The organism is Lacinutrix sp. Hel_I_90 (assembly GCF_000934685.1).
Lineage (GTDB): Bacteria > Bacteroidota > Bacteroidia > Flavobacteriales > Flavobacteriaceae > Lacinutrix.
The window spans coordinates 2175136-2189341 of record NZ_JYNQ01000001.1; the positions used below are offsets into that span (position 1 = coordinate 2175136).

Annotated in this window: 8 protein-coding genes; 6 read left to right on the forward strand and 2 right to left on the reverse strand. The window is 35.8% G+C overall.

Annotation, left to right across the window (positions count from 1 at the left end; genetic code table 11):
• Positions 1-63 precede the first annotated feature (63 nt).
• Positions 64-1287: a M20/M25/M40 family metallo-hydrolase gene (locus GQ46_RS09655; protein ID WP_044401130.1), complete on the reverse strand. Its 1224-nt coding sequence runs from the start codon at positions 1285-1287 to the stop codon at positions 64-66.
• Positions 1288-1342: 55 nt separating this feature from the next.
• On the opposite strand from GQ46_RS09655, the gene GQ46_RS09660 reads away from it, so the two are divergent.
• Positions 1343-2443, forward strand: a complete 1101-nt coding sequence (locus GQ46_RS09660) for a PD40 domain-containing protein (RefSeq protein WP_044401132.1) — start codon at positions 1343-1345, stop codon at positions 2441-2443.
• A 25-nt stretch (positions 2444-2468) separates the two neighbouring features.
• On the opposite strand, the gene GQ46_RS09665 is transcribed toward GQ46_RS09660, so the two are convergent.
• Positions 2469-4868, reverse strand: coding sequence for an outer membrane beta-barrel family protein (locus tag GQ46_RS09665; RefSeq protein ID WP_231567344.1), 2400 nt, complete (start codon positions 4866-4868; stop codon positions 2469-2471).
• Positions 4869-5035: 167 nt separating this feature from the next.
• Between GQ46_RS09665 and lepA the strand changes: the two genes are divergently transcribed.
• The 5 genes from lepA (at position 5036) to GQ46_RS09690 (ending at position 14192) form a co-directional block, all read left to right on the forward strand.
• Complete coding sequence (lepA, locus tag GQ46_RS09670) at positions 5036-6832, forward strand: translation elongation factor 4 (protein WP_044401138.1); 1797 nt, start codon at positions 5036-5038, stop codon at positions 6830-6832.
• A 268-nt stretch (positions 6833-7100) separates the two neighbouring features.
• A complete protein-coding gene (locus GQ46_RS09675; protein WP_044401141.1) occupies positions 7101-8501 on the forward strand; it encodes a glycogen synthase in 1401 nt (466 codons plus the stop codon).
• A gap of 1 nt (position 8502) precedes the next feature.
• Positions 8503-9768, forward strand: coding sequence for a glucose-1-phosphate adenylyltransferase (locus tag GQ46_RS09680; RefSeq protein WP_044401144.1), 1266 nt, complete (start codon positions 8503-8505; stop codon positions 9766-9768).
• Positions 9768-11675 (forward strand): 1,4-alpha-glucan branching protein GlgB, encoded by a 1908-nt coding sequence (gene glgB, locus GQ46_RS09685; RefSeq protein ID WP_044401147.1) that lies wholly within the window; start codon positions 9768-9770, stop codon positions 11673-11675. The genes GQ46_RS09680 and glgB overlap by 1 nt, the downstream gene beginning before the upstream one ends.
• A 117-nt stretch (positions 11676-11792) precedes the next feature.
• Positions 11793-14192 (forward strand): glycoside hydrolase family 31 protein, encoded by a 2400-nt coding sequence (locus tag GQ46_RS09690; protein ID WP_044401149.1) that lies wholly within the window; start codon positions 11793-11795, stop codon positions 14190-14192.
• The last annotated feature ends 14 nt before the right edge of the window (positions 14193-14206 follow it).

Sequence of the window (14206 nt, forward strand, 5' to 3'; positions counted from 1 at the left end):
TCTCGATATGATTTCTTATGGTTTAGAAATGACCAAAATTCAACATGTTTTTAATTACTTCTTTTAAAATGTTACCGCAACCACAACCAATTCACCCCCTCTTTTCACAGTTACATCGGTTGTATCGCCTTTTTTATAGTTTGATAAGGCTTTCATATAACTCATCATATCTGAGATGTCATAAGCTCCCATTTTTACTACAATATCACCTTTTTGAATCCCTGCGTTTGTTGCTGGAGTATCGGCCCTTGTACCATCTATTCGCATACCGATACCATCAAATAAATAATCTGGCGTAACACCCAGACCCACCTCAAATTTTGGCACGGCATCGCTTTCATTCTTTGTAGCTCTAAAAGGTAATTTGCCGTTATTGTCTAAATCTGTAATGATTTCATAAATATAGTTTGAAATCTTTTGCATGCCTTCGTAATTGAGTTTTTCAAAATCGTCACTTGGCTTGTGATAATCTTCATGCTGTCCGGTAAAAAAATGGAGTACAGGAATGTCAGCGTTATAAAAAGAGGTATGATCACTCGGTCCAACACCGGATTCTTTTTCTATTAATTTAAAATTAGAGTTATTCGCTTTTACTGTTTGTTTTAAAATAGGAGACGTTCCAACACCATAAACAGCTAAAGTACTATCCGTTTTTAAGCGACCAACCATATCCATGTTAATCATGTAGTTTGCTTTTTGAGTAGCAATCGTTGGGTTTTTTACAAAATAATTTGAGCCCAATAATCCCATCTCTTCTCCAGAAAAAGTGATGAATACATAATTGTTGTTTGTGTTTTTAGTTTTTAGCTTTTCGGCTAAATTTAAAAGAACCGCAACACCGCTTGCATTATCATCTGCTCCATTATGAATCGCCGTTTCACCTCTATGTAATGAGCCCTCTGCACCTAAACCTAAGTGGTCGTAATGCGCCCCGATAATGATTGTGTTTTCTGCTTTATTATCTATATACCCAATTACATTAGTTCCTGTAATGGTACTATCGCCGTCCTTTACTGTGTAATTCACGTCTTGGTGCGGATCTGTTTTTGGTCGAAAAGAAAAAGGTTGAAAATAGTTTTTTGTTCCTTTGGCTTGCAGGCCTATATTTTGAAAACGCTCAGCAATATATTCTGCTGCCTTTTGCTCGCCATTACTTCCGGTTTGCCGCCCTTCTAAAGCATCAGATGACAAAAAAGTGACATCTTCTTTAATGGTGATTGTTTGTGTTTTTTCTTGTTGGCACGCCATCAATAGCAGTAGAAAAATGATTGTAATTTCTTTTTTCATTGTTATAAGTATTAGTTTTGTTCAAAATTAGACAATAATCCCCACTTTATCCATCATGAAAATCACTTACTTACTCTTCTTTTTTCTGCTTTTATGTTCATGTAAAAATGAAGACAAAGCAAAAAACACGCCTTTAAAAACTGAAGTTTCAAAAACGAAAAACCCGTTAATCTATCCAGACGAAGTTCATTTTAAAGACTTACGTCAAGTCACTTTTGGTGGTGATAATGCAGAAGCATATTGGAGTTTTGATGATAAACAGTTGGTGTTTCAGTCTAATTATGAAAAGTGGAACGTCTCTTGTGACCAAATGTTTTTAATGAATGCTAATGCTACTTTTGATAGTGTGCCGCCCCCAATGGTGAGCACTGGAAAAGGCCGTGCGACTTGCTCCTATTTCCTGCCAGACAATAAACATATTGTCTATGCATCCACTCATTTGAGCGATGAAGTATGTCCAGAGACACCTTTACGTAAAAACGGAAAATACATTTGGCCCGTCTATGATACCTTCGATATTTTTGTTGCAGACTTACAAGGTAACATCGTAAAGCAATTAACTCATGAAAAAGGGTATGATGCTGAGCCAACGGTCTCTCCTAAAGGTGACAAAATTGTATTTACCTCAACAAGAAGTGGCGATTTAGAATTATATACCATGAATTTAGACGGTAGTGAGGTTAAGCAAATTACAGACGAATTAGGCTACGATGGCGGTGCCTTTTTCTCACCCGATGGGACTAAAATTATCTTCCGATCGTCGCGACCAAAAACCGAAAAAGAAATTAAAGAGTATAAAGCGTTATTGGCTGAAGGCTTGGTTGAACCTACAGACATGGAACTATATATCTGTAATGCAGATGGTAGTGAGCTACGCCAATTAACCGACTTAGGAAACGCTAATTGGAGTCCGTTTTTTCACCCAAGTGGTAAGAAAATATTGTTTTCATCAAACTTTGAAGCAGAGCGTGGTTTCCCCTTTAATTTATACTTGATTGATTTAGATGGAAAAAATTTAGAACGCGTAACTCACAGTGAAACTTTTGATGCCTTTCCTGTGTTTTCAAACGATGGTAAAAAACTGGCCTTTTCTTCAAATAGAAATAATGGCGGCGGCCGAGATACCAACTTATTTATTGCTGAATGGCAGGATTAACGGTTTTTTTGAAGGTAGAGCGTGTTTACTTCTCTAAACGCTCACGCTCAGCCCGTGACTTCGTTTGTTCATTAGTTTTTAAGGTCGTGTTGCCAAATTTATAACTAAATCCTAATTTTATGTAGCGATTGTCCAAATTTGTAAAACGAGCATTATCTTGATTCCCGTTTTTGTAACTCACATTAAAATCTTGTGTATTAAATAAATCTGCAATGGCTAAAGATAACGTTGCTCGGTCGTTAAACAACTGTTTTTTTATTGAAACATTGGTTAACAATCTAGGATCAACTATTTGCAATTCTTGGGTGTTTTTCCCAATATGGATAATGGTCATGTTTAAAGACAAACTCTTATTTTTTAAAAAGGAGAAGTCGTTACTACAAATGAAGTAATTGCTCCATATTCTTTGTCTTGAAATGACATTATTTATTAATGATTCTTCCTTTATTTTCCTAAGTGAGTTACCTACATATAGAAACCATCTATCACTTAAACTTTTATAAAACTCAACATCCAAACCAAAATCTATTCTTTTATCAAGATTAGTCGAGGTAAATGTTAAAATAGAATTGTCATTATTTTGAATGGGTATTTCTGAAATTGTATTAACAGTATCTACATAAAACACTTCAATTGTTAAAAAATCATATAAACTTGAACCTAATAAATATTTACTGGTAAAAGAAGGCAGCAAGGTTGGGTTACCTGTAACTATCGTGTTATCATTTAAAAAAAACTTAAACGGATTCAATGATTGATAATTTGGTCTTGAAATACTGCGTTTGTAATTCGTATAAATAGTAGCCTTTTCAGTAACTTCCAAGCTAAGATTTACTGTTGGAAACAGTTTAAAATAATCTTGATTATTTCTTTCGTTATCGGCAATCGAAAGCCCTTTTATTTGTGTGTTTTCAGCTCTTAAACCCCCTGAAAAACTCCATTTTTGCCAGCTTTTATTATAACTTAAATAAGCAGCAAAAACAGACTCTTCATAATCATAACCATTTGAATTCGCAGTATTGAGTGTAGACTCGCCTGTGCTTTGGTCAATGTCAAATTGTACAATGTCACTTACTGTTTCAATGTTCGATGATTTAAGCCCTGAAGTAAACTCAGCACTGTCACTTAAAGGTAAAACATAATCTACTTGTGTGGTGAAAATTTGAGTGTCTTGGTTGCTCAAGGTATTAAATGCGGTGCTAAAATCATAGGTGTTATCTGGAAGAAAATAATTGCTATTAACCCGTTGATTTCTTCTATAATCATAATCGGTTACATGTGCATTAAACGTTAGCTTTGCTTTCTTTTTGAAGAGATGCACAAAATCTAAATCGAAACCTAAATTATATTTATCATCCTCAGAATGATTAAAAACATTAAAACTATAAAGTCTTGTGTTTTCTGCATCTGAAATAATCGTTTTTCCATTGATAAAATAATCGAAAAACGGAAGTAATAATGCATTGGTTGCAAAACTTAAGGTGTTTTTATCATCAAGAAAATAATCAAAATTTAAATTAACGTTATGCGTTTTTGAGTAGGTATTTCGATTAGTATTGGTTAGCCATTTTTCATCAATACTACCAGCATCAAAATAGTTAATACGTTCATCACTATCTCTGTTGATTTTATTTTGCGAGTAACTATAGTTTAAATTAACATTGATTTTGTTTGTTTTATAAAACTGATTGAGTCCTGCATTATATCTCGGGAAGACGCCTTGTGTGTAATTAGAAAAAATAGTGCCGCGATACCCTGTAATTAAGTTTCTAGTCATCACGATGTTTAAGACAGCGCCACTTTCTGCATCATATTTTGCTGGCGGATTAGTAATCACCTCTACTTTTTTAATGGTATTTGCTGGTGAGTTCTCCAGCAGTTGGGTAATCTCACTTGCCGAGAGATTCACTTTCCGATCATTAATATAAACCGTTGGTGTACTATTTTTAACCGTTATGGCATTATCTAAAATTAAAACACCTGGTGCACTCCGTAAAACTTCTAGCAAGTTACCTTCGCTTAATGCGGTATTTTCAACATTAAAAATTAACCTATCGGATTCTTTTATTAGCGTTGGTTTTGTTGAAGTGATGTTCACTTCCTTTAAAGCTTCAGCACCTTCCTTAAGTATAATGGTGCCAAAATTCTTGTTGGCAGAAAGCTTAAAATTCTCTAAAACTTCGTTGTAACCAACAAAAGTGATTTTTAAGGTATAGGTATTTGCGGAGAGGTTTTTCAACAAAAAAGCGCCTGATTCATTAGAGCTAATACCCGTTATAATCGTTTCGTTTTCTGCTAAAAGTAAAACAGAAGCGAAAGCTATAGGGGCATTGTTTTCATCAACCAAAGTCCCTGAAACAGTAAATTCTTGTGCAAGAATTTCCGAAGCAAAAAGAAAAATAAATATGTATAGTATGTATCGCAATAAAGGGATTAATTTAACAGCAAGATACCAATTGTTTTTTACTTTTTGGTAAGGTTAAAACCGTAATTTTAAAGCCCGTTCTATTCCCAATAAAAAAGGAAAAATCGCCAATAAATGCATTATATTTGCACACTCTTTATTTTTAATTTCTAGAGAAAGATACGATTATGAAGCACATTAGAAATTTTTGCATTATTGCACATATTGATCACGGTAAAAGCACACTGGCCGATCGTTTACTCGATGCTACTGGTTCTGTGACGGCTCGTGAGCAGCAAAATCAGTTATTAGATAGTATGGATTTAGAGCGTGAGCGTGGTATTACCATTAAGTCGCACGCCATACAAATGGATTATACTTATGAAGGTGAAAAGTACACTTTAAACTTAATAGACACCCCTGGACACGTAGATTTCTCTTACGAGGTTTCACGTTCTATTGCTGCTTGTGAAGGCGCCTTATTAATTGTTGATGCCGCGCAAAGTATTCAAGCACAAACGATTTCAAATTTATATTTAGCACTGGAAAATGATTTAGAAATTATTCCCGTTTTAAATAAAGTCGATCTACCAAGTGCAAACCCTGAAGAAGTTACAGACGATATTGTCGAGCTTTTAGGCTGCGACCCAAGTGAGGTCATTCATGCTAGTGGAAAAACAGGTTTTGGTGTAGAAAATATTCTAAAAGCTATTATAGAACGTATTCCAGCGCCTAAGGGCGATCCAGATGCACCACTTCAAGCGTTAATTTTTGACTCGGTTTACAATACGTTTAGAGGTATTGAAACCTATTTTAGAGTTTTTAACGGTGAAATTAAAAAAGGACAAAAAATTAAATTTGTCGCTACAGAAAAAGAATACTACGCAGATGAAGTTGGTACCTTAAAGCTAACACAAGTTGCAAAACAGAGTGTAAAAACGGGAGATGTTGGGTATTTAATCACTGGTATTAAAACCGCTAAAGAGGTTAAAGTTGGAGATACCATTACCGATTTTGCAAACCCAACAACTAATATCGTACAAGGTTTTGAAGATGTAAAACCTATGGTTTTTGCGGGTATATACCCCGTAGACACAGAAGATTATGAGGAGCTTAGAAATTCGATGGAGAAGCTGCAATTAAACGATGCCTCCTTAGTCTTTCAGCCTGAAAGCTCTGCGGCTTTGGGCTTTGGCTTTCGTTGTGGCTTCTTAGGCATGCTGCATATGGAAATTATTCAAGAGCGTTTAGAGCGTGAGTTTGATATGACGGTAATAACAACAGTTCCCAACGTGTCCTATTTCGCGTATACTAATAAAGCACCAGAAGTACCCTTTGTGGTTAATAACCCGAGTGATTTGCCAGAACCGACAACCATTAATCGTGTTGAAGAACCCTTTATTAAGGCAACCATTATTACTAAAGCCGACTTTGTTGGTAACGTAATGTCTTTATGTATTGAAAAACGTGGGATGATTACCAATCAAACCTATTTAACATCTGAACGTGTTGAGCTTACTTTCGATATGCCTCTAGCTGAAATTGTTTTCGATTTTTACGACCGTTTAAAAACGGTTTCTAAAGGGTATGCCTCTTTCGATTATTCGCCAATTGGTATGCGTACCTCAAAATTAGTGCGTTTAGATATCTTATTAAATGCACAACCTGTTGATGCCCTTTCGGCATTAATTCATGCAGATAATGCACAGCACATTGGTAAAAAAATGTGCGAAAAATTAAAAGAATTAATCCCTCGTCAGCAGTTCGATATTCCTATTCAAGCGGCTGTTGGCGCTAAAATTATTTCTCGTGAAACAATTAAAGCCTTACGTAAAGATGTAACCGCAAAATGTTACGGTGGCGATATTTCGCGTAAACGTAAACTTTTGGAAAAGCAGAAAAAAGGTAAAAAACGTATGCGTCAAGTAGGTAATGTAGAAATCCCTCAGCAAGCGTTTATGGCTGTTTTAAAGTTGAATGATTAACCTGAAAAGAGTTCTCAATATTTAGGAAATTTCCAACATTAGATTAGGCCAAAAAAATTGAAACTTGGCTTAAAAAAATGCTATTGAAACGATTCTTTCCGATAAGGTTCCTGCAGTAGATACCCCCTTTTCGGGGAACACGGTGTTGCATGAGTTTGAAAATTGCTACGAAAACGTTTTCATTCATAAAAAGCCCACAATATTTAACAAACATTCTTTTTTTTAAGTTTATATCATTAGCTTTATAGGACGCTTTTAAACTTTCTTAATGACCATTATTCATCTTAGTGCAGAATGTTATCCAGTTGCCAAAGTTGGTGGCTTAGCAGATGTTGTTGGTGCACTACCCAAATATCAAAATGACTTAGGCAACACGGCCTCTGTTATTATGCCTTTTTACAATAATAAATTTACCCAATCTCATACCTTTTCCTCCGTTTTTAATGCTGAACTAAATTTAGCTGGAAAAAAAATACCTTTTGAAGTTTTAACTTTGGTTGAAAACACTTTAGGTTTCGCTATTTTTTTTATACACATAGAACCACTACTTTATAAAGACTATGTATACTCCAATACAGATACTGAACGGTTTTTAGCCTTTCAAATTGCGGCTTTAGATTGGCTGAAATCCCAAGATAATAAGCCAGATATTATACATTGTCACGATCACCATACGGGTTTAATCCCGTTTATGCTTCAGGAATCTTTTGAGTATAAGTCACTAAATAACATCCCTGTGGTTTTTACCATTCATAATGCACAATATCAAGGGTGGTTTTCTCATGATTTGGTACACTTAATTCCAAAATTTAATTTCGATCATGTGGGTTTAATCGACTGGAATCACCAAATTAACCCCTTAGCGGCAGCAATAAAATGCGCTTGGCAGGTGACCACCGTTTCTCCAAGTTACATGGAAGAGTTAAAAGAAAAAGCCAACGGTTTAGAATGGCTTTTAGCACATGAACATGAAAAATGTGTTGGTATTTTAAATGGCATTGATACTGCTGTATGGAACCCAGAAACGGATGAATTTATTATTAAAAATTATAACAGCACGTCGGTTAGCGCTGGAAAAAAAGCGAATAAAAAATGGCTATGTGATACATTCGATTTAGATGATAAAAAACCGCTATTTGTCTTTATAGGTAGACTAGTTGGTGAAAAAGGCGCCGATTTATTTCCTGAGATTTTTAGTGAGGTCCTAAAAAATAACGCGATTTCAATTTTACTATTAGGTTCTGGAGAAACAGAAACAGAACAGGCACTAAAAGACTTATCTGCAGACTATAAAAATTACAACCATTTTATTGGTTACGACGAGAAACTCTCACATATCCTTTACGCTGGAGCCGATTTTTTAATCATGCCATCGCGTGTAGAGCCTTGTGGCCTCAATCAATTGTATGCTTTACGCTATGGCACAGTTGCCATTGTAAACAATATTGGAGGTTTAAAAGATACCATTACAGATCTCTCTAATGATGGTTTTGGAATTATTATCCCTTCAGCTACAATAGAAGCTACGGTTACAGGTATTTTAAGAGCAAAAACATTTTACACAAAAAAAGAAGCCTTTAAAACAACACAAAAACACATCATGGCTATTAATCACTCTTGGCTACAATCGGCTAAAACATATCAGGAACTTTATAAAAACATCAGCTAGAATGATAAACAACAAGGTCATTTCAATTATTTTAGGAGGCGGACAAGGTTCGCGTTTGTATCCGCTAACCGAAGCACGCTCAAAACCAGCTGTCCCCATTGCTGGAAAATACCGTTTGGTAGATATCCCAATTTCCAACTGTATAAATTCAGACATTAAACGCATGTTTGTGTTAACGCAATTCAATTCGGCATCCTTAAACAGACACATTTCAAACACCTACCATTTTAGTTTTTTTAGCTCTGGCTTTGTAGATGTTTTAGCCGCAGAGCAAACACCAGAAAACAAAACCTGGTTTCAAGGTACCGCTGATGCTGTGAGACAGAGCATGCACCATTTTAAAAGGCATGATTATGAATATGCGCTCATTCTATCGGGTGATCAATTGTACAACATGGATTTTAATGATATGCTCGATAAGCATATAGCGAGCAACGCCGCTATTTCTATAGCGACTTTACCAGTAAAAGAAAAAGAGGCGACCTCCTTTGGTATTTTAAAAACCAATACTGAAAACGTGATTACGTCTTTTATTGAAAAGCCTGCCAAAGCCCTTTTGCCAGATTGGACCTCTGAGGTTAGTCATGAAATGAAAGCCCAAGACCGTAATCATTTAGCTTCGATGGGTATTTATATTTTCAATAAAACCCTTTTAGAAGAGCTTATGGCCAATCCGAATACTATCGATTTTGGAAAAGAAATCATTCCGCAATCCATACATAAACACAAAGTATTAAGTTATCAATTTGAGGGCTATTGGACCGATATTGGAAATATAGATTCATTCTTTGAGGCTAATATTGGTTTAACAGATGACATCCCAAAATTTGACCTTTACGATATAAAAAATCGTATTTATACAAGAGCCAGGATATTGCCCACTTCAAAAATATCTGGAACCAAGTTAACTAAAACGGTCATTGCTGAAGGGTGTATTATAAGCGCAGAAAGCATAGAACGCTCCGTTATAGGTATCCGCTCCAGAATTGGAGACGACAGTATTATTAGCCATGTCTATACTATGGGAAGCGACCATTACCAGAGTCTTGAAGATCTGTCTGATGACACTAAAGTGCTAATAGGTATTGGAAAACGCTGTAAAATTAGCCATGCTATTTTAGACAAAAATTGCAGTATTGGTAACGATGTTGAAATTAAAGGCGGTAAACACCTTGAAGATACTGAAACCGATAATTATTTAATAAAAGACGGTATTGTAGTGATCAAAAAAGGCGCCATAATCCCTGCTGGGTTTAAAATAGTTTAATGAACAAAACGAAAGTATATAGTCTTTTTACAGCGTTGGATATTACGCTTTTCAAATCTGGAAAGCATTATAATTTATACGAAAAATTTGGAGCACATCTTGTAACGCACGACGCTGAAGAAGGTGTTTATTTTGCTGTTTGGGCACCTTCTGCAAAAACGGTTTCTGTTATTGGTGATTTTAATTTGTGGGATGACGCGCAGCATGTTTTAAATGTGCGCTGGGATGCCTCAGGCATCTGGGAAGGCTTTATTCCTGAGGCCAAAAAAGGCATGCGCTATAAGTACAAAATTGTATCAAATAACGCTGGTGTTGTAACCGAAAAAATAGATCCGTATGCACTGTATTTTGAAAAATCACCAAATACAGCCGCGATAATCTGGGACATTTCAGACTATCAATGGAAAGACAAACAGTGGCTTGGCTACCGGAAAGATAAAAACGCCCTTGACAAGCCATATTCTGTCTATGAAATTCATTTAGATTCTTGGCGTAAAAATGAGGATGGAAAAAGCCTCACTTATAATACGTTTGCCAAACAATTAGTAGACTATGTAAAAGAAATGAATTTTACGCATGTAGAATTTATGCCTATTATGGAATATCCTTACAATCCCTCTTGGGGATACCAATTGGTAGGCTACTTTGCACCAACGTCTCGCTTTGGAAATCCACAAGAGTTTATGCAACTTATCGATGCTTTTCATCAAAATGATATTGGTGTGATTTTAGATTGGGTGCCTTCTCATTTTCCATCTGATGCGCACGGTTTAGGCTTTTTTGATGGCACCCATTTATATGAACATCCAGATACAAAAAAAGGCTATCACCCCGATTGGAAAAGCCTTATTTTTAATTATGAACGTAATGAAGTCCGTTCCTTTTTAATAAGTAACGCACTGTTTTGGCTAGAATATTATCATATTGATGGTTTACGCGTAGACGCTGTAGCTTCTATGATTTATTTAGATTATTCAAGAGAACATGGCGAATGGGATCCCAATGAATTTGGGGGGAACGAAAATTTGGCTGCTGTTTCCTTTTTAAAAGAATTTAACGAAGCTGTTTATAGTCGTTATGACGACGTTCAAACCATTGCGGAAGAATCTACAGCATTTCCTGCAGTGACAAAACCAGTAAGTGCAGGCGGTTTAGGTTTTGGCATGAAATGGATGATGGGCTGGATGCATGATACACTCCACTATTTTGCTCGAGATCCCATTTACAGACAACACCATCAAAATGAAATTACGTTTAGCTTAGCCTATGCATTTACTGAAAATTTTATGCTCCCTTTGTCGCATGACGAAGTGGTTTATGGTAAGCATTCAATCTTAGGAAGACTGCCCGGAGATGAGTGGCAACGTTTTGCAAACTTAAGATTGCTTTACACCTATATGTTTACACATCCTGGTACAAAATTGCTCTTTATGGGTAATGAATTTGGGCAGTATGAGGAATGGAATTTTCAAAAGAGTTTAGACTGGAATTTATTGGAGTATTTACCACATATTGGGATAAAAAACCATGTGAAAGCGCTCAATGCTTTTTATAAAAGCAACCCAGCACTTTATGAAAAAGGATTTAGTGTAGACGGTTTTGAATGGATAAACCACGACGATGCTCAAAACAGTGTGATTTCATATATTAGAAAAGGGCATGACCCAGAAAACGATATCATTGTGGTCTGTAATTTCACACCAAATACCTATAAAAAATATAAAATAGGCGTATTAAAAAAAGGAAGTCTTATCGAGGTTTTTAATAGTGATGCTGAAGGGTTTGGTGGGAGCAATACCTTAAATACGAAACCCATTAAAACAACAAAATTAAGCTGGAATAACCTGCCGTTTTCTGCCGAAATTATGGTTCCGCCACTTGCAGCAACCCTATTCAAGTATGAATAATATAAATTTTTATCTCATCAAAATTCATTTTTACATAATAAATCGCACCTATTTTTAAAGAATTAAAACCTGTTATACTCTTGTAAATCATTAGGTTTACAATTAAAACTTTCGAAAATGATTACAAATACAGAGCTTGAAAAAAAAGGCAATCAGTTTCCTTCAAAAGTAATTTCTTATTCAAAAAATATTGATGTACTCCACTTTAAAACAGAAAACAATGTAGCACTTCAAATTACGGTAATTCGCGATAGTGTTTTACGTTTTAGATATTCAACAGATTTAAGTTTTGAAAAAGATTTTTCTTATGCCATAACGCGCTATGGAGGTCGGGGGTACAATCATCTGGAAATTACTGAAGACGAAAAACAGTATACCGTCACCACTCAGAAATTAATTTGTAAAGTGAATAAGTCTGATTTAAAAATTACACTTTACGATGCTAAAGATAACAGTTTAATTAATCAAGACGAGTTAGGTTTTCACTGGGAAGAAAGTTATGAATTTGGAGGTGCCGTCGTAAAAATGAGTAAAACTGCTCAAGATGGTGAGAGTTATTATGGATTAGGTGATAAGCCTGAGCACTTAAACTTAAAAGGAAAGCGCTTTCAAAATTGGGTAACCGATTCTTATGCTTATGGTAAGCAAACAGACCCTATTTATAAGGCCATCCCTTTCTTTACAGGGTTACATCATGGCAAATCTTATGGTGTTTTCTTTGATAATACCTTTCATTCCTATTTTGATTTTGCACACGAACGTAAAAATGTAACCAGTTTTTGGGCGCAAGGTGGCGAAATGAATTACTACTTTATTTATGGTCCAGAAATGACAGATGTTGTTGAAAGCTATACCGATTTAACAGGAAAACCGCATCAATTACCAGCGCTTTGGGCCTTGGGCTACCACCAGTGTAAATGGAGTTATTATCCAGAATCTAAAGTAAAAGAGGTTGCTAATAAATTTAGAGAACTAAAAATCCCTTGTGATGCTATTTATTTAGATATCGACTATATGGACGGTTTTAGGTGCTTTACTTGGAATAAAGAGTATTTTCCAGATCCAAAACGTATGGTTCAGGAGTTGTTAGCGGATGGTTTTAAAACCATAGTCATTATTGATCCAGGGATTAAAATTGATTTAAATTACAGTGTCTTTAAAGAAGGTTTAGACAATGACTATTTCTGTAAGCGTGCTGATGGTCCATATATGAAGGGCAAAGTGTGGCCTGGAGACTGTTATTTTCCTGATTTTACAAAACCAGAAGTACGGGATTGGTGGTCTGGATTGTTCAAAGAATTAATTGAAGATATTGGTGTAAAAGGGGTATGGAATGATATGAATGAACCTGCGGTCATGGAAGTCCCTAATAAAACATTTCCAAACGACGTAAGGCACGATTACGATGGCAACCCATGTAGCCATAGAAAAGCACATAACATTTATGGGATGCAAATGGTTCGTGCTACCTATCATGGCTTAAAAAAATACTCGTATCCAAAACGTCCCTTTGCCATAACGCGTGCCGCTTATTCTGGTACACAACGTTATACTTCTTCTTGGACTGGTGACAATATAGCCACCTGGGAGCACTTATGGATTGCAAATGTGCAAGCACAGCGTATGGCCTTGTCCGGCTTTTCGTTTATTGGAAGTGATATTGGCGGTTTTGCAGAGCAACCCAATGGGGAGCTTTACGCGCGCTGGATTCAACTAGGTGTGTTTCATCCTTTTTGTCGTACACACTCTTCGGGAGATCATGGCGAACAAGAACCTTGGATGTTTGGTGATGAGATTACAAACGTGGTAAGAAAATTTATAGAATTGCGTTACCAATTATTACCCTATTTATACACCTCGTTCTGGCATTATTTGAATCAAGGCACGCCCATGCTAAAATCACTGGTGCTTTACGATCAGCATGACATACAAACCCACTATAGAACAGACGAGTTTATCTTTGGTAAACAAATACTTGTGTGCCCTATTTTGGAATCAAATTCTCTAGGTAGACGACTCTATGTCCCAAAGGGAATTTGGTACGATTACTGGAAAAATGAATCTTTTGAAGGCGGAAAAGAAGTTTGGGTGGATGCAAGATTAGACAGCATGCCTATTTTTGTAAAAGCTGGTGCTATCATTCCTAAGTACCCTATTCAACAGTATGTTGGCGAGCTTGAGGTAGACCAGGTGACTTTAGATGTTTATTATAAAAAGGGGAAAGAAAATTCAGACTTGTATGATGATGCCCACGATGGTTACGATTATACAAAAGGACGCTATAGCTTACGTACTTTTAAATTAACAGGAAAATCTAAGGAGTTAATTATTCAGCAACATAAATCTGGATCCTATGTTTCGCCTTATAAAACCTTTAAATTAAATTTAATTGGATTGCCTTTTGAAATTAAAAAGATTGAAATTGACAACGTTGAGGTGCTCTACAAAGACATTAAGTTCACAAAAGATAATGCAATGATTATTGATAAACGTTTTACTGAACTACATATTATGTAATTAAAAAATTGGTT

Bases quoted from the DNA above. Each gene is read 5' to 3' on its own strand.
- GQ46_RS09690 (WP_044401149.1), top strand. From the start codon at position 11,793: ATGATTACAAATACAGAGCTTGAAAAAAAAGGCAATCAGTTTCCTTCA.
- glgB (WP_044401147.1), top strand. From the start codon at position 9,768: ATGAACAAAACGAAAGTATATAGTCTTTTTACAGCGTTGGATATTACG.
- lepA (WP_044401138.1), top strand. From the start codon at position 5,036: ATGAAGCACATTAGAAATTTTTGCATTATTGCACATATTGATCACGGT.
- GQ46_RS09680 (WP_044401144.1), top strand. From the start codon at position 8,503: ATGATAAACAACAAGGTCATTTCAATTATTTTAGGAGGCGGACAAGGT.
- GQ46_RS09675 (WP_044401141.1), top strand. From the start codon at position 7,101: ATGACCATTATTCATCTTAGTGCAGAATGTTATCCAGTTGCCAAAGTT.
- GQ46_RS09660 (WP_044401132.1), top strand. From the start codon at position 1,343: ATGAAAATCACTTACTTACTCTTCTTTTTTCTGCTTTTATGTTCATGT.
- GQ46_RS09655 (WP_044401130.1), bottom strand. From the start codon at position 1,287: ATGAAAAAAGAAATTACAATCATTTTTCTACTGCTATTGATGGCGTGC.